We start from the raw sequence: 17,801 nt of genomic DNA, 5'->3' as shown, positions 1-17,801 counted from the left end.
TTTAGCCCGCTTTTTTTATTCTATTAGGAGGTATTATAATGATTAAGTTAATTGTAAATGCAGATGATTTCGGTCTTACAGAAGGTACAAATTACGGCATTATTGATGGGCATATAAATGGACTTGTAAATTCAACGACGATGATGATGAATATGCCAGGAACAGAGCATGCGGTACGCTTAGCGAAAGAGTACAACCTACTCGGAGTAGGCGTACATCTTGTATTAACGGCAGGAGAACCACTGTTAAAGGATGTACCGTCACTCGTAGGGGAAAACGGATCGTTTCATAAACAAAGTGTTGTAAGGAAAGGGAATATAAATCCAGAAGAAGTTGAGAGAGAATGGACTGCTCAAATTGAGAAGTTTTTATCTTACGGATTAACACCAACTCATTTAGATAGTCATCATCATGTGCATGGTTTACCGATTTTACATGATGTTCTTGAGAGATTAGCGGCTAAATATAATGTTCCAATTCGTCGTTGTGAGGAAGAGCGAGCAGTACGCCCATTTTCTGATGTGTTTTACAGTGACTTTTACGCGGATGGTGTGACAGAAGATTACTTTGTGAAGTTAAAAGAAAGAGTACAAAGTGAGCAAACGGTAGAAATTATGGTTCATCCAGCTTATATTGATCCAGAGCTTGTGAAGCGTTCTTCCTACGTAATGGATCGTGTGAAAGAATTGCGTATTTTAACAGAGAGCGAGTTGCCTGAAGGAATAGAGCTTGTGAAGTTTTAATAAGAAAACGACGGCTACATCATGCCGTCGTTTTTTGTGTGTTTACAAAATAGATAGAATATATCCGCCGAAGACCCCGAGTATAACGATAACCCAAGGTGGTGTTTTCCAAAAAGCGAGTAAGCAAAATAGAAGAGACGCAAAAACAAAATCTACAGCGTTCATAATTGTGCTTGTCCAAATAGGATCATAAAAAGCTGCTAGTAAAATACCGACAACAGCTGCATTGACTCCCAGTAGGGCGCCTTGTATGTAAGAGATTTTTCTCACACTGTTCCAAAATGGTAAAACACCAATAACGAGCAAGAAAGCTGGAAGAAAGATCGCAATTGTTGCGAGTATTGCCCCAAGCGTCCCATTTAACACCGACCCTATATAAGAGGCGAATGTAAATAGTGGTCCTGGTACTGCTTGTGTTAATCCGTATCCAGCTAGAAACTGTTCTTTCGTCATCATGCCGTTTTGTACGAACTCACCTTCAAGAAGGGGCATTACGACGTGCCCGCCTCCAAATACAAGTGCGCCAGAGCGATAGAAACTATCAAATAAAGCGATGTAATAAGAGAACGGTCTTAATATTGGTAGCAGTAGTAATAGTCCGAAGAATAAGACGAGGCAAGAAACTGCTATCTTTTTTGAAATAGGTACTTTTATATTTTGAGATTGGCTAATTGGTTGGTTACGATATAAAAGCCAGCCGATACAGCCACATATTATAATGAGAATGACTTGTGTCCAGCTACTTGGCCATAATAAGGCGATTGCGGCAGTTACAATAGCAATGGTCGCACGATTTCGGTCTGGTGTTAACTTTTGTGCCATTCCCCATATGGCATGGGCGACAATAGCGACTGCTACAAGTTTTAGTCCATGAATCCAGCCAGCACTTCCAAGATCGAACTGATTAAGGAATGAGGCGAAGAAAACCAAAACAAGCACAGACGGTAGAGTGAATCCAAACCATGAAATAATCGCTCCTAATAGTCCGCCCCTTAATAATCCAATCCCCATACCGACTTGACTGCTAGCAGGACCAGGAAGGAATTGACATAATGCTACTAAATCTCCATAGCTTCGTTCATCCATCCATTTTCTTTTTTGTACATATTCGTGGTGGAAATACCCAAGGTGAGCGACAGGACCACCAAATGAAGTAAATCCTAATTTAAATGAGACGAGAAAAATCTCTAATAATGTGTGAATAGTGTATTTGTTATTTTCCAAAATAACCTCCTAGAATGTTTTCTAAGTGCATTATACAAGAAGTAGTAAAGTAAAAGGAACGATTCTCATGTAAAGATTGTGTGAATCTTTTCTTCGTAATTAAAGATTGAAAAAGTCATAAATGATTATGTATAAACCATAAAGTAGTAGAAGTAGTGCTGGGAAATTTATATAAGGAGAATGCCCGTATGACAACACATTTCTTTGCGAGGTTAACAGGTAAGAGGGAAATACCTCCTGTAAATACAGAAGCTTATGGCGTAGCAGAGTTTATATTTAGTGAGGATTTAAAGAAGTTGCAATATCGGGTTATATTGAAAAATATCGAAAAAGTTACATCATGCCAAATTCATTTAGGGAAAGCAGATCAAATTGGTCCAATTGTTTTAAGTTTATTTGGTCCATTAAAGCAAGGTATTAGTGTAAATGAAGGAGTCGTCACTGGTGTAGTTAATGTGGGGGATTTTGAAGGACCTTTACAGGGGCGAGCGTTTGATAGCTTACTTCAAGAAATCATTCAGGCGAATGTATATGTAAATGTTTATACGAAGTCCAATAAGAAGGGCGAAATCAGGGGGAGAATCAGGAAAGTAAAGAAGTAGAAAAAAGGCTGTCCATATATTGGAACAGCCTTTTTTGCTATGAGGTACAAATTTTAGCGATTATTGTTGGTAAATCGATGTATTTTGAAAATCGCTCATATAATTCGCATTACGGTCGATATATTTAAAAAACTGTCTCGATTAATTTTTTACAGGTTGATTTTTTATGAAGAAGTCCATGATATAAAACACTTCGTCATCGGGTATTTGTATTTCAAATGTATTTTCAATCGGTTGTAATGCTTTTTTCACTTTCATATACATCCAGTATTCATCTTGTCTTCGTTTCTCTTTATCTGGGTGAGGGAGGAGGCTTTCTCCTTTTTGAAGACGGTCCACCATACAGCTCATATGCAGAATAACACCCATTAAACTGTCAGGAGTTAGCTGTAAGGAAATTAATTCTTGAATTGTATTCAATGCGTAACGGATCGTTTTAATAAGTAATGCTCCGTCGTTACGCTGCATTTGTTGTTCAAGAATGTCAGCCATTTTTGCATATGTTTCTTCATACGTAATTAATTCTTGAATTGGCTGAATTGCTGTGTAGTTTACGATATCTTGAAAATGATAGGTTAAGCATGGGACTTGCACATCGAAATTTGTGACGATACAAATGATATTCCGCTCTTTTTTTATGTTCTCAATCATTTTCGTTAAATCTTTTTCATGGACAATACTAATCGGAATAATTTCAATTAAGTCTTTGTCAAATCGCAAATAGTTCTCTAACATTTTTTGAATAGCTAAAGCACTGCCCTCACCAGTTAAACAAGCTGTTAAAATAACAGATTTCATTGGTGATAGTGGCTTTTTCTTTTCTTCTTGTACGTTTAAGTAAAACGGCGTTAAGTTCTTCACTGTTTCATATAATGCATCTAACGAGTAGCCAAGCTGAGCTTTTCGAGCTGCTTCTAGTGCATGTGGAGTGCTCGTCATGGAAAGAACACGTACCGGAATTTTGAATTCAGTTTCTAATATATCACCAATATAAGCGAGCGATCCCATATCAACGAGTAAGAGAAGCCCGTTTACATTTTGGAGTGTTTTCATATACACTTTCACGCGCTCTAAGAAATCTTTCGGCGATTCATGTAGCGGCATATCAATGCCGGTTACTTCCTCAATGCCGAGAAGTTCGTTTGCCACGTTTGCCATTTCTGTTGCAATGCCGTTGCCGTGCGCTAATATTAATACTTTTACTTCTGTTTGTGAGGCAGGAATTGGATCAACAACGAAGAACATTGTTAAAAAGCCTGCTTCATCGATAGGCATTGTTATTTGTAATTCGTCTTCCAGTAGTTGAATACATTGCATAGCTACGGAAAAAGCTTCTTTATATTTCGTACGAATTTGATTTAATTGTGGGTGATGAATTTGTTTTCCAGCTTGTAAACGTTGTAGAGTTGTCTGTACATGTAAACTTAAAGCGAGAAATACTTTTTCATCAAACGTCTTAGATAAATGCTTTTCAGCAAGTACCGCAATTTTTTCACAAACGGAAACGATATTACGATCCACAATTTTAAAAACATTTTCATGACTTGTCTTTTTTGATATTTGATTAAAATATTGTACGAAAAAGCTTTGAATATCATTTTCTATTAGTAATTCTAATTCTTCCTCTTCAATACCGCGAGCTTGAAGTTCTTCATATTTATAATCAATATAATCGTAAATAGAAGATTGTTTTTCATTTTCTGTTTTATGATTACTCCAACCTTCATCAACTGTAAATACAAATGTTTCATTTGGAATTTGGTATAGATGACGGCTTTTTCTTTCAATGAATAGCCCTTCTTTCATATACCAAGGTAAATCTGTACTTGAAACATAGACAGAATCACGTTTCTTTGTCACGAAGTCAGAGTAAGCTTTCGCACAGGCAATTTGTACATCAGTTTTTAATTGACCGATGTTATTGGGACAATTGTAAAAGACGAAAGCACGCATTGTATTCGGACTAACGTGAATTTCTTTTCGCAGGCGTATTGCTTCATTTGTGAAAAATAGTTGTAGTAAAGCAAAGCGTTCTTTATGCGTACGCTCACGAAGTGGTGGCAGCGTGACAGTCATCGGTATACGTCTTGTAAATGTTTTTAATAAAAATGAATTTGGTTCTTCTGTTGTTGCAGTAATGATTAATACTTGTGCTTTACGTTCGTTTTCTGTTTCTCCAAGGCGGCGGTATACTCCGCGATCAATAAAGGTGAAAAGCATTTCTTGTCCCTCTGGAGGGAGGCGATGTACTTCATCTAAGAAAAGGATTCCTTCATGTGCTTTTTCAATTAACCCTTTTTGATCACTTGCTCCTGTATAAGCTCCTTTTTTAATCCCAAATAACTGCCCTAGTAGTAGCTGTGGATTATTTGCGTAATCAGCACAGTTAAAGACGATAAATGGTGCATTTTTAGGAAGCTGTTCAACTTCAATTGCATATTCGTGCATTAAAGAAGCGAACATAGATTTTCCGACTCCCGTTTCTCCGAGCAGTAAAGTGTGCATACCGTTTGGAGGATAGAGAATAGAAGCTTTCGCTTTTTCAATTGCGATTTTTAGGCTTGTATTTTCAACTGCAAATGCATCTAATGAAGTCACTTCTTTTGAATGCGTTTCCAACGAAGCGTTCGTTTCTATATAAAAACGAACAGGACGCGTATTTGTTTTTAATAAACGTGTATCTTTTACAAGTTTGTTTAAGTCGCTACTTACATTGGCACGATCTAGTTGCAATAGGGTAGCAAGTTCTGATGCGGTTACACCTTCTGTATAATTGCCTTTTTGTATTGCGTTAAAAATGAGATCTATTCGTTTCATTTCTATTCACCTCGAAACTTCATCACTATTTAAAATTTTACACAAAAATGGGAAGGGTGGGAAGAGAAAAATAAAACAGCTTTAGCACATAGGCACTAAAGCTGTTACAATCTTGTGTCTTTCCAAAAGTTCACTTCTAGGTGAGAAGATGGATTATAGGGAAGAAGTTTGTATCCTTGTGACTGTAAGTAATCAATTACTTTTGGCAGTATTTGTACGGTTACACTCGAATCATGCATTAAAATTACTTCGACTTGTTCATCGCTTTGATTACGTACTCTCTCTAGTATCGCAGAAGGATTGTCATAGCTTTTCCAGTCATATGTATCGATTGTCCAATCCCACATTTTGTACTGAGCTGATACAAGTGCATCACGATAATTCTTTTTTAAGTAAGGCATGCTACCATACGGAACACGAACGAGATGTGTATTTAATTTTGTAACTTGCTGAACAATGTTTTGGGTTTGTTCCATTTCTGTAATTAAAGCGGATGGATCCCCGTTGTAAAGACGTTTTACATCGTGTGACATACTGTGAAGTCCGATATAATGTCCGTCTTTAATTAAGCGCTGCATTGTCTTTTTATAATGTGGCACTTTTCCACCAATAACAAAGAAAGTTGCTTTTCCGTTCTTTTCTTTTAAGATGTTTAAAATTTGCGTAGTATATTTGTTTGGTCCGTCATCAAATGTTAAGTACGCGATTTTTTTGGTAGGAGAAGTCGTTTCAGTATTTGGATGATGTTCAGCAGGGGGAACTGTAGTTGCTCCTGCATGAGATGACGCGTACATAGTAATCATTAAAAATAAAATAATGTATTGAAATACTCGCTTGATCATAACATTCACCCTCAGTTTGCCAATCAAGATGTAAAAAAGAAAATATAATCCTTTTCTTATTATGTATATCTTTCTCCAATAGCGACACTCTCAAACAATCTATATTTTGGAAATGTAAAATAATGAATAAAAAATAGCCTCCTCTTATAAGAAAGAGGAGGCCATTTGAATATTTCATAATTGTACAGGCTATACTACAATTAGTCTTCGCGTTTTTTCACTTTTTTATAAAAGGAAATAAGTGGTTTGTAACGTTCGTGTACAAGCCCGATTACTTCAGCAATAATTTCTGTAAAGAAGATTAAAACGAAAAGAAGAATAATGGATAACCATAATGTCGCACTAGAGAAAATGATTGCATTTACACTAAAGAAAATACCAAAAGCGTATATAATTAGTACCGTTTTACGATGAGAGAAGCCCATTGCAAGTAAACGGTGATGTAAATGCGACTTATCTGGTGCTGAAATAGGTTTTTTATTTACGATACGACGGATAATTGCAAATGTCGTATCAAATACAGGTACGCCTAAAATGATAACTGGAACGATAAAGCTGAATAACGTTACACTTTTGTATAATCCAAGTAACGATATAACAGAAATACAGTATCCTAAAAATAGTGCGCCTGTATCTCCCATGAAAATTTTTGCTGGATGGAAGTTGTAGAATAAAAATCCAATTGTACTTGCAAGTGCAATTAGTGCTAGCGGTAAAATAATAGCTGTTCCAGTACCCCATGGGCTAGTGAAGGCCATATATGCTAGCGTTGCCAGTACGATAGATGAAATACCAGCGGATAATCCATCTAAGCCGTCAATTAAGTTGATGGCATTTGTAATACCTACAATCCAAAATACTGTAATTGGGTAAGCAAGCCATCCAAGTTCAGTATCCCCAAGGATTGGAATATATAATACTTGCACTAATAATCCACTTTTTACAATCATAATGGCAACTAATAGTTGTCCACCGAATTTTACCTTCGCAGATAACTCGTACATATCATCTAAAATACCGATGATTACAATGATAATCGCACCTAGCGTTATCGATAACATTCTTTGTTCATATAAGCCACCGACAACAAATCCTACAGCTACACCAATAAATATCGCTAACCCGCCAAGACGAGGCATGATCTTTTGATGTACTTTACGCGCGTTTGGCTTATCTGTTGCTCCTATTTTAAAAGCTAACTTAATAACTAAAGGAGTAACGACGAGTACAGTGATGAAAGATGCCAAAATGGCATAAATCACTTGTGAGTCCATTAATACCCCACCCTTTTATAGTCTAACGTAATTTTTTTAATATATTTATCTGAAAATTATGATGTTTATTTACAGGCTCATAACATATGGTATCACAAAAAGATTAGAATTCAATCTTTTTTTGTTTTTACGGTAAATGGAAGCAGATAGAATATATGACAATTGTATACAGAATGTTGAATCATTTGAGAAGGTTAATCGTATTGGGCTTTGGAATATGACATTTTCTCTTTTTCTTTAATAGTGAATACTTTTATTTCAATATTATAAGTGTTACACGTAGAAATGAGTAAGTTCCGTGTTAAAATGTGGAAATTTATCCCGAACGAACGGGGAGCCTTAATTTCTGTAAAATATCGATTGGTTTAACGAATAATTAATGAAAGTTATTTAATTTTACAAAAACTTAAAAAAGAATGAAAAAAGTAATTCATATAATAAAGAAGTAAAAGAGTTTTCTCATTTTTAATGTGAGAGGGGGAAGCACAGGGAGAATTCTATGTATTCGTATATTTTCTATTGTATATTCCTGTGCGAAAAGGAAATGAAAATTACGATAATAGGTACCGGATACGTTGGATTGATTACAGGAGTAGGATTGGCTGTATTGGGACATTCGGTTACATGTTTTGATATAAATGATGAGAAAATTGAACGGATAAAACAAGGGGATCTGCCTATTTATGAAGCTGGTTTATATGAATTAACAAATGAAGCATATGAGAATAACTGTTTAACTTTTACAACAAGTAAAGAAGAAGCATTTAACGATGCAGAGTTTATATTTATTGCAGTTGGAACACCGTCTTTATTAGATGGGACAGCGGATTTAACATATATTCAAAGTGCATGTGTCGATATTGGAACATATGCGACTAACGACATTATTGTTGTTACAAAAAGTACTGTTCCTGTAGGGACGAATGGTACGATTAGAGGATGGATTGAGGAGGAGTTACAGGGGAGACATGAATTACATATTGCATCGAATCCAGAATTTTTACGGGAGGGTTCAGGTATTTACGATTTTTTTCGAGGAGATCGTATTGTAATTGGAGCGGATAATGAGGAAACGGCACGAAAAGTGGAGAATTTATATAGTGAATTACGCTTAAAAACGTATGTTACAGATATAAAAAGTGCAGAGATGATTAAATATGCATCGAATGCTTTTTTAGCGACAAAAATTAGTTTTATCAATGAAATTTCAAATATATGTGAGAAGGTAGGAGCGAATGTATTAGACGTTGCACAAGGAATGGGAATGGATAAGAGAATTGGTGCGTCTTTTTTAAATGCGGGCATTGGTTACGGGGGATCGTGTTTTCCAAAAGATACGAAAGCTCTTGTACAAATTGCAGGGAATGTGGCGCATGATTTTCGCTTGTTAAAAGCAGTCATTGAAGTGAATAATAAACAACAGTTGTTATTGATTGAGAGAGCAAAGAAAGTAATAAATATGAATAAGAAGCGGATTGCGGTGCTAGGAGCGTCATTTAAACCGAATACTGATGATATAAGAGATGCGCCATCCCTTATTATGATACAAGAATTAATTCATATAGGTGCGGATGTAGTTCTATATGACCCGAAGGCGATTCAAAATATGAAAAATATCTTTGGGGAGACTATACAATATAGTGAATGTATAGATGAATCAATTAGAGGAGCGAGTGCGGCTTTTATCATGACAGAATGGGAGGCTATCCGAGCTTATCCGTTAGAAAAGTACGCCCAACTTATGAGAGAACCTATTTTATTCGATGGAAGAAATTGTTATACTGATGAGGATGTCAAGAAGCAAGAGATAGATTATTATTCTGTTGGAAGAGAAAGTATTTGTAGGAGGGACTTTTCCGTTATTCGTTAAAAAGGTATGTATTCATGTATATTCTTATATGTCATAATAGAAGTTGTAACTAGTGAAAGAAAAGAGGCAATGAAATGACTGAACGTTTAAAAGTAATGACAATTTTCGGGACACGTCCAGAAGCAATTAAAATGGCACCTCTTGTATTAGAGTTGCAAAAGCATCCAGATAAAATTGAATCGATTGTGACTGTAACAGCACAACATCGTCAAATGTTAGATCAAGTATTAAGTATCTTTGGAATTACGCCAGATTTCGATTTAAATATTATGAAGGATCGCCAAACTTTAATTGATATTACAACACGTGGTTTAGAAGGTTTGGATAAAGTAATGAAAGAAGCAAAGCCGGATATCGTACTTGTACATGGTGATACGACGACAACGTTTATTGCAAGCTTGGCTGCTTTCTATAATCAAATTCCAGTAGGTCATGTCGAGGCAGGACTTCGTACATGGGATAAATATTCTCCATACCCAGAAGAGATGAATCGTCAATTAACAGGCGTAATGGCAGATCTTCATTTCTCACCTACAGCAAAATCAGCAACGAACTTACAGAAAGAAAATAAAGATGAGTCAAGCATTTTCATAACAGGAAATACAGCGATTGACGCACTAAAAACGACTGTAAAAGAAACATATAGTCATCCTGTACTAGAGAAACTTGGGAATGATCGTCTTGTACTTATGACAGCTCACCGTCGTGAAAACTTAGGAGAGCCAATGCGTAACATGTTCCGTGCAATTAAGCGTCTTGTTGATAAGCATGAAGACGTACAAGTTGTATATCCTGTTCATATGAACCCTGTTGTTCGTGAAACAGCGAATGATATTTTAGGCGATCATGGCCGCATTCATTTAATTGAGCCGCTAGATGTAATTGATTTCCACAATGTTGCAGCTCGTTCATACTTAATGTTAACTGATTCTGGTGGGGTACAAGAGGAAGCACCGTCATTAGGTGTACCGGTTCTTGTTCTTCGTGATACAACAGAGCGCCCAGAAGGTATTGAAGCAGGGACATTGAAATTAGCAGGAACAGACGAAGAGACAATCTTTAGTCTTGCTGATGAATTGTTATCGAATAAAGAAGCTCATGATGAGATGTCGAAAGCATCTAACCCATACGGTGATGGTCGTGCGTCAGAGCGTATTGTAGAAGCGATTTTACAACACTTTAATAAGTAAATAAAAAAGAGCCAAATCATTTGATTCGGCTCTTTTTTTATTGCTGATTTCTCATAATCCACTCTGCATGAGCATTCGTAGAAGGAGGGGGCTCAGTTTGTGTCTTGTTCTGATTTTGGCCCGTTTCTTTCTTTGCCTTTTCGTTAGAGTTAGAATTTGAAGAAGGATTTGATTCGGTTTTTGTTGTTGAATTTTCTTGAGAGTTTGCTGTTTCTCCTAATTCTTTTTTTATTTCGTTACGTACTGTCTCAACACCGATTGGATCTGGAAGGAAGTAATAAATACCACCTATTTTTTTGTCTTCTCCTTCAAGTTTGAACGTTTGCATTGTAGAAGGATCAAACCCAGAGAGTTTATTGTAAAGAGCAAGGCCATCTGAAATAGGAATGTCGGTTTTTATATATTTTCCAACGACTTCTGTCAAATCTTTAATTTTAAATACAGTAGAGGTGGAATTTAGTTTTTGAGCAACAGCAGCTAGTAATTGTCTTTGTCTAGCGGCCCGACCATAATCGCCATTTGGATCTTGCTTTCGCATACGAACGTAAGCGAGTGCTTCTTCACCATTTAATTCTTGTTGTCCTTGCTTAAATTCGATTTTTTTGTAGTAATCCACGTCTGAACGCTCCCAAAAATCGAAGGGGACATCAACAGTAACACCGCCAACAGCATCAACAATACCTTTAAAGCCTTGGAAATCAATTTTAAGATAATGGTCTACAGGCACTTTTAGAAAACCTTCGACCGTTTTGATTGCCATTTCTTCTCCGCCGTAAGCATGCGCAGCATTAATTTTGTCCTCTTTATTTTTTCCGACAATTGGAACACGACTATCACGAGGGATACTCATAAGTGAAATCTTTTGCGTTTTTGGATTGACTGTCGCAAACATTAATGAATCTGTACGACCGTTTTGACCGTCTGTTGCATAATCTTCTATACCCATAATAAGGATTGTAAAAGGCTCTTTTGTAATTTCTACATCTGCGGTTCTCAAATCCGATTTTTCACGAGTAAAACCACTATACATCCCCATGAGAGAAGAGTAGGAATTTAATATATAAAGTCCTACACTACCAAATAAAAATAAGAAAATGAGGAAGTAGAAAAACTTTCTTCTTCGTTTCTTTTTTATTCTGCTATTTTGGAGATGATAATAACGTTCTTCCATATATAATCTCCTTAGTTCATTTGTAGGAAAGTAATTCACTACATTAATATTTAAAGGTGATGATATAGTTATTCTTAGATAACATCTTGTTCTAAGTACAACATATCTCCTTCTGTAATTGTACATTTCCCATTTGTTAATTCAATCATCCAATCTGTGAATGCTTGTTTTCCATCTTCTTCTACATACGTATCAAATGTGACATTTTCGAGATAATGTATATCTTTAATGGCATATTTTGAATTACGCAATTCATTTTCAATTTTGCCAAGTAATGTGTAATCAATCTCGGTCTGCATAACACGCATTAGTTTTCGCTCGACAATACCGACATGATTAATGCCTTCGCTTGTACATTTTCCATATGCGCGAATTAAACCACCAGCGCCCAGTTTGATGCCACCAAAATAGCGGGTAACGACAACGACGGTATCTTTTAAACCGCGTTTTTTTAGTACCTCTAACATAGGTACACCAGCTGTACCACTAGGTTCGCCATCATCATTTGCTTTTTGGATTTGATCTTGTTCGCCAATCAAATACGCGGAACAATTATGTGTGGCATTCCAGTTTTGTTTTTTGATTTTTTGTATGAATTCTTGAGCCTCTTCTTCGGTTGTAGCACGACTAACATAACAGATGAATCTTGATTTTTGAATAACAATTTCGTGTTCACCGTAGTCTTTTATTGTTAAATATTGTAATAACACTTGTATACGCCCCTATCCATCAAAATGACTAGTACTTTACATTTTAAAAGCGGGCGTTTTTATATTCAAACATTTTTTATAAATAAGTTGAAATTTTTGGTGAGTATTTTACCTTTTTGTTGTAATTTGTCGAGATGATGAGTATAATTTCAAACCGGCATTTTCATGTATGGATGCACCATTTTTAGTTTTCGTGTAAAATTAGGAAATAAAAACTTTTTTATAAGGCAGGTACGCAAATGAAAACAGCTATTGTTACTGATAGTACAGCATATATACCGAAGCATATTCGTGATGAACTCAATATATATATGATTCCATTAAACGTTGTATTTGGAACGGAATCTTATCAAGAAGAAGCTGAAATTTCAGCAGATGATTTTTATGTAAAAGTACGTGAGCAAGAAGAACTTCCAAAAACTTCTCAACCAGCAATCGGAAAGTTTGTTGAGCTATATGAAGAATTATCTAAGGATTATGATGCAGTTATTAGCATTCATCTTTCAAGTGGAATTAGTGGTACATATCAAACGGCAACGACAGCTGGACAAATGGTAGAGGGTATTGATGTATATACGTACGACTCTGAAATTAGTTGTGAAGTACAAGGATTCTATGTGCGTGAAGGTGCAAGGCTAGCAAGCGAAGGGAAGGATCCAAAAGAGATTATCGCCCGTTTTGATGAAATGAAGAAAACGATGGACGCTTATTTTGTAGTAGATGATTTACACCATTTACAACGTGGAGGACGATTAAATAGTGCGCAAGCTTTCATCGGTAGTCTGTTACAAGTAAAGCCGGTTTTATATTTTAGGGACAAAATCATTATTCCGTTTGAAAAAATCCGTACGCGTAAAAAAGCGTTAAAACGTATCATCGAAATTTTTGATGAGCAAGCAAGTAAAGGTGTACCTATGGAAGCAGTTATCATTCATGCGCAACGTGAAGAGGAAGCGATTGAATGGAAGAAAGAATTAGAAGAAAAATATCCTCATGTTACAATCCGTACAGGTTATTTCGGAGCTGTAATTGGTACGCATTTAGGTGAAGGTGCATTAGGTCTTGGATGGTATACGAAGTAATAAAGATATAAAAAGCTCTCTTTTGGAAGAGGGTTTTTTTACGGATATTTTACGTGAAGTTGACAAGTTAATATTTGGAAATGGTAAAATGTACGTAAAATAAAATAATGAGGAAAGTTTTATAACTTACTTTTTACAAGAAACTATATTATAATAGAAGAGAGGTGAAACATATGGAGCATAATTCTTGTTTATGTCCAAAGTTTGAGTCAGCTTTTACTTTGCTTAGTAAGAAATGGACTGGCTTAATTATTAAATCTTTGCTTGAAGAGTCAAAACGTTTTAGAGAAATCGCAGATATTATACCGAATATGAGCGATCGTATGTTGTCAGAGCGTTTAAAGGAATTGGAAAGCGAAGGCATTGTAGTTCGTAATGTTTATCCAGAAGTACCAGTTCGAATCGAGTACGGTTTAACGGACAAGGGAAAAGCGTTAGAAAGTGTTATGGATGAAGTCCAAAATTGGGCTGAAAAATGGATGAAATAACGTTTTGATTTCATCCGTATTAGTATATTTAACAAAACGTAAGGGAAACCTTACGTTTTTTCTTTGCTTATAAAAAGCTTTTAAATTTCTACACATACATACAAAAATATGCATATTTTGCGATAGTGTTACATATAATATTACATTTGTTTTACAAAAGCGTAACATTAGCAAAAAAAATCCCGAATTATGGTATAAATTTTATAGGTTATATACGGAAAAAGAAAAAAGAAAGCGGTGTAAAAAATAAAATGAAAAAGCTAAAAATGGCATCTTGCGCATTAGTTGCAGGGTTAATGTTTTCAGGACTAACACCAAATGTATTTGCAGAAGATAAAATTTCTGACGTGAAATCACAAATTAATACACAAAATGACACTTTACATAAACAACAACAAGAACGTGATGAATTACAAAAACAAATGAATGACTTAAACAAAACAATTCAAGGTTTAGATAAGTCTGTTCAAGAGAATGCTGCAAAACTTGATGAAACAACGAAAAAAGTTGCGGATACTGAGCAATTAATCGAAAAGAAAAATAAAGACATTGCAGAACTACAAACGAAAATTGCAAAACGTGAAGAATTATTAAGAAAGCGTTTAGTTGCACTTCAAGAACAACCAAACACAAATGTTGTAACAGAAGTTCTTGTAAACTCTAAAAACGTTGCAGATTTAGTTGATCGTTTAACTTCTGTTTCTAAAATTCTTGAGTCTGACGAAGATATCATGAAAACACAACAAGAAGATCAAGCGAACGTGAAAAAAGATGTTGAAACGGTAAAAACAAAGCAAAAAGAATTAAAAGAAGCACAAGCTCAAATTGAAACTGCTAAGAAAGAACTTGATGCTGAAAAAGCGAAAAAAGCAACAGCAGTAAACGATTTAAGCGGTAAAATGGACACAGTTGTGACTTCAATGACAAGTACGGAAAGTCAATTGAAAGATCTTGAAAAACAAGCATTACAATTACAACGTATTGCTGAACAAGAAGCACAAGAGAAAGCGGCACAAGAAGCTGCTGCTCAAAAACAAGCAGAGCAAGCTGCTAAAGCTACGCAAGCTCAGCCAGCACCAGCAGAGCAAACTGCACCAGCTGCACCAGCAAACAATGGTGGACAAGCTCAAAAAGAAGAGCCTAAAAAGGAAGAACCTAAAAAAGAAGCACCTAAAAAAGAAGAGAAAAAATCAGAACCGGCACCAGGCCCAGCTCCAGCTCCTGGCGTAATTGGTAAAGCACAACAATACTTAGGTATGCCATATGTTTGGGGAAGTGCATCTCCATCAAACGGTGGTTTTGACTGTAGTGGATTCATTTCTTACATCTATGGTGTAGGACGTCAAGACGTTGCAGGTTACTGGAATTCAGTTTCTAAAGTAAGTAGCCCACAACCTGGAGATTTAGTATTCTTCCAAGGTACTTATAAACCAGGTCCATCTCACATCGGTATTTACGTTGGTAATGGCCAAATGATTCATGCTGGTGATAAAGGGATTGCTTACTCTAGCTTAAGCAGTAGCTACAACCAAAAACATTTCTTAGGATACGGTAGATTCTAGGATTTATAAAAGAATAAAAAACGTGTATAAAGTCGATAGCTTACTATTTTATAAGTAGGTTATCGGCTTTTTTGCGTTTTTACGAGATGATGAGAAAGGTTTATAGTAGTGCTGGAGGTGGTTGCGGATGTTTGCTGGGAAACAGTTGCTATTAGAAGAAATATCTTCAGACTTAAGGAGAGAATTAAGTGATTTAAAAGAGAAGGGAGAGATCGTATGTGTACAAGGTGTAATAAAGAAGGATTCTAAATATACGTGTCAGCGGTGTGGAAATATAGAGCAGCGGCTATTCGCATCATTTTTATGCAAAAGGTGCAGTAAAGTATGTACGTATTGCCGGAAGTGTATAACGATGGGGAGAGTTAGTGAATGTACTGTACTTGTTCGAGGAATCGCTGAAAGGAAAGGTAAGTGTAGTAAGAATCCGTTACATTGGAAAGGAATGCTATCTGCTGGTCAGGAGTTGGCGGCGCAAGGTGTTATAGAAGCTGTTAAGCAGAAAGAATCTTTTTTTATTTGGGCTGTGTGCGGGGCTGGAAAAACAGAAATGTTATTTTACGGTATTGCAGAGGCACTTCAAAAAGGAGAAAGAGTTTGTATCGCAACACCAAGGACAGATGTTGTACTGGAATTAGCACCAAGATTGCAAGAAGTGTTTCCACATATAAATGTAGCTGCTTTATACGGAGGGAGCGTAGATCGTGAAAAGGATGCAGCGTTAGTCGTTGCAACGACTCATCAACTGTTACGTTACTATAGAGCGTTTCATGTGATGATTGTAGATGAGATTGATGCCTTCCCGTATCATGCGGATCAAATGTTACAGTATGCAGTGCAACAAGCGATGAAAGAGAAAGCAGCGCGTATTTATTTAACTGCAACCCCTGATGAAAAGTGGAAGCGCAATTTCAGAAGGGGGAAACAAAAAGGTATCATTGTTTCAGGACGATACCATCGTCATCCGTTACCAGTTCCTCTATTTAGTTGGTGCGGAAATTGGAAGAAAAGCCTCCATCATAAAAAAATTCCTCGCGTGTTACTACAATGGCTAAAAATGAACTTAAACAAAAAACATCCTATTTTTTTATTTGTTCCTCATGTGCGATATATAGAAGATGTGAGCCTGTTATTGAAAGGATTGGATAATCGAATCGACGGCGTACATGCAGAAGATCCGATGAGAAAAGAAAAAGTGACATCCTTTAGACAGGGAGACATTCCGTTATTAGTTACAACAACAATTTTAGAAAGGGGAGTAACTGTGAAGAACTTACAAGTGGCTGTGTTAGGGGTGGAAGAAGAAATCTTTTCAGAAAGTGCGCTCGTACAAATTGCAGGCCGAGCAGGTCGTAGTTTTGAAGAACCGTATGGTGAGGTTGTTTATTTTCATTACGGCAAGACAGAGGCGATGGTACGTGCGAAAAAACATATTCAACGTATGAACAAAATTGCGAAAGAACAAGGGCTAATCGATTAATGCATTGTCTACTTTGCGATGCGTATATTTTAGAAACAGTTAGTTGGTGTACCTTTTTCGTAAAGTCTCATAAAAAATATATATGTGACAGATGTGAGCGGAAACTTTCCTATATAATAGGAGAAATTTGCATGGAGTGTGGGCGACCTTTAGAAGATATTTCTAATTTGTTTAAAAAAGATGATATTTGCATGGATTGTATAAGATGGAGGGGCGATGAGAAGTATCGGCCTTTTAAAAATCGTTCGTTGTACGTATACGATGATGAGATGAAAGAAATAGTAGCGCAGTTTAAGTTTCGGGGGGATGCGGAATTAGTTCATATTTTTCACCGATCTTTTCGGGAGCTATTTCAAAAGTATTTTTCGGTCGTTTCAACTGTTATTGCTGTTCCGCTTAGTAGGGAACGGGAATATGAACGTGGTTTTAATCAGGCAGAGTTATTAGCAACTTGTTTGCCTGTCAAAGTTTCTTATCCATCATTAAGAAGAAGGGAAACAGAAAAGCAAAGTAAGAAATCGCGTAAAGAAAGGCTTTCAGGAAGTAATCCTTTTTATTTTCAGGGAGAAGAGATGTTTCATGACCAACATATTTTACTTGTTGATGATGTATATACGACAGGAATTACAGTTAGACAAATTGGAAGTCTTTTATACGATAGAGGAGCAAGAGAAGTTTCTAGTTTGACGCTTTGTAGAAGTTGATCTGTAACTGTCGAAAGGGATAATAAAAAGGCGATAAGTCTTCTT

Annotated in this window: 15 protein-coding genes; 9 read left to right on the top strand and 6 right to left on the bottom strand. The window is 36.2% G+C overall.

The window, feature by feature from the left end; translation table 11 throughout:
• Positions 1 to 38 precede the first annotated feature (38 nt).
• On the top strand, positions 39 to 743 hold the full coding sequence (gene chbG, locus ATN06_RS26415; protein WP_060632886.1) for a chitin disaccharide deacetylase: 705 nt from the start codon (positions 39 to 41) through the stop codon (positions 741 to 743).
• A 42-nt stretch (positions 744 to 785) separates the two neighbouring features.
• Here chbG and ATN06_RS26410 read toward each other — a convergent pair whose 3' ends face one another.
• Positions 786 to 1,967, bottom strand: a complete 1,182-nt coding sequence (locus ATN06_RS26410) for a chromate transporter (RefSeq protein ID WP_060632885.1) — start codon at positions 1,965 to 1,967, stop codon at positions 786 to 788.
• Between the two features lie 188 nt (positions 1,968 to 2,155).
• Here ATN06_RS26410 and exsM point away from each other — a divergent pair, with 188 nt between their 5' ends.
• Positions 2,156 to 2,569, top strand: coding sequence for an exosporium regulatory protein ExsM (gene exsM, locus ATN06_RS26405; RefSeq protein WP_000207028.1), 414 nt, complete (start codon positions 2,156 to 2,158; stop codon positions 2,567 to 2,569).
• A gap of 141 nt (positions 2,570 to 2,710) precedes the next feature.
• Here the strand turns inward: exsM and ATN06_RS26400 are convergent, their stop codons facing one another.
• From ATN06_RS26400 to ATN06_RS26390, 3 genes are all read right to left on the bottom strand, one after another.
• Complete coding sequence (locus ATN06_RS26400) at positions 2,711 to 5,386, bottom strand: sigma-54-dependent transcriptional regulator (RefSeq protein WP_060632884.1); 2,676 nt, start codon at positions 5,384 to 5,386, stop codon at positions 2,711 to 2,713.
• 104 nt (positions 5,387 to 5,490) lie between these two features.
• Positions 5,491 to 6,228 carry a polysaccharide deacetylase family protein gene (locus tag ATN06_RS26395; protein WP_060632883.1) on the bottom strand — a complete coding sequence of 246 codons (738 nt, stop codon included), beginning with the start codon at positions 6,226 to 6,228 and terminating at the stop codon, positions 5,491 to 5,493.
• Between the two features lie 200 nt (positions 6,229 to 6,428).
• Positions 6,429 to 7,502, bottom strand: coding sequence for a UDP-N-acetylglucosamine--undecaprenyl-phosphate N-acetylglucosaminephosphotransferase TagO (locus ATN06_RS26390; RefSeq protein ID WP_000378310.1), 1,074 nt, complete (start codon positions 7,500 to 7,502; stop codon positions 6,429 to 6,431).
• A gap of 499 nt (positions 7,503 to 8,001) precedes the next feature.
• Here ATN06_RS26390 and ATN06_RS26385 point away from each other — a divergent pair, with 499 nt between their 5' ends.
• Positions 8,002 to 9,372, top strand: coding sequence for a UDP-glucose dehydrogenase family protein (locus ATN06_RS26385; RefSeq protein WP_110093267.1), 1,371 nt, complete (start codon positions 8,002 to 8,004; stop codon positions 9,370 to 9,372).
• Positions 9,373 to 9,446: 74 nt separating this feature from the next.
• Complete coding sequence (gene wecB, locus ATN06_RS26380) at positions 9,447 to 10,562, top strand: non-hydrolyzing UDP-N-acetylglucosamine 2-epimerase (protein WP_060632882.1); 1,116 nt, start codon at positions 9,447 to 9,449, stop codon at positions 10,560 to 10,562.
• A 37-nt stretch (positions 10,563 to 10,599) separates the two neighbouring features.
• Here the strand turns inward: wecB and ATN06_RS26375 are convergent, their stop codons facing one another.
• Complete coding sequence (locus ATN06_RS26375; protein ID WP_060632881.1) at positions 10,600 to 11,733, bottom strand: LCP family protein; 1,134 nt, start codon at positions 11,731 to 11,733, stop codon at positions 10,600 to 10,602.
• A gap of 74 nt (positions 11,734 to 11,807) precedes the next feature.
• Positions 11,808 to 12,443: a YigZ family protein gene (locus ATN06_RS26370; RefSeq protein WP_060632880.1), complete on the bottom strand. Its 636-nt coding sequence runs from the start codon at positions 12,441 to 12,443 to the stop codon at positions 11,808 to 11,810.
• A 239-nt stretch (positions 12,444 to 12,682) separates the two neighbouring features.
• Here ATN06_RS26370 and ATN06_RS26365 point away from each other — a divergent pair, with 239 nt between their 5' ends.
• The 5 genes from ATN06_RS26365 (at position 12,683) to ATN06_RS26340 (ending at position 17,756) form a co-directional block, all read left to right on the top strand.
• The gene (locus ATN06_RS26365; protein ID WP_060632879.1) at positions 12,683 to 13,525 is read left to right on the top strand and encodes a DegV family protein; all 843 of its coding nucleotides are present in this window, start codon (positions 12,683 to 12,685) and stop codon (positions 13,523 to 13,525) included.
• Between the two features lie 173 nt (positions 13,526 to 13,698).
• Positions 13,699 to 14,013: a winged helix-turn-helix transcriptional regulator gene (locus tag ATN06_RS26355; RefSeq protein ID WP_000400857.1), complete on the top strand. Its 315-nt coding sequence runs from the start codon at positions 13,699 to 13,701 to the stop codon at positions 14,011 to 14,013.
• Positions 14,014 to 14,159: 146 nt separating this feature from the next.
• Positions 14,160 to 15,575 carry a C40 family peptidase gene (locus ATN06_RS26350; RefSeq protein WP_060632878.1) on the top strand — a complete coding sequence of 472 codons (1,416 nt, stop codon included), beginning with the start codon at positions 14,160 to 14,162 and terminating at the stop codon, positions 15,573 to 15,575.
• 127 nt (positions 15,576 to 15,702) lie between these two features.
• On the top strand, positions 15,703 to 17,052 hold the full coding sequence (comFA, locus tag ATN06_RS26345; RefSeq protein WP_060632877.1) for an ATP-dependent helicase ComFA: 1,350 nt from the start codon (positions 15,703 to 15,705) through the stop codon (positions 17,050 to 17,052).
• A complete protein-coding gene (locus ATN06_RS26340) occupies positions 17,052 to 17,756 on the top strand; it encodes a ComFC family protein (protein ID WP_060632876.1) in 705 nt (234 codons plus the stop codon). Before comFA ends, ATN06_RS26340 begins: the two co-directional genes overlap by 1 nt.
• Positions 17,757 to 17,801 lie beyond the last annotated feature (45 nt).

This window comes from Bacillus thuringiensis (assembly GCF_001455345.1).
In the GTDB taxonomy this organism is placed as follows: Bacteria; Bacillota; Bacilli; order Bacillales; family Bacillaceae_G; genus Bacillus_A; species Bacillus_A thuringiensis_N.
This window is presented reverse-complemented; position numbering and strand designations above follow the sequence as displayed.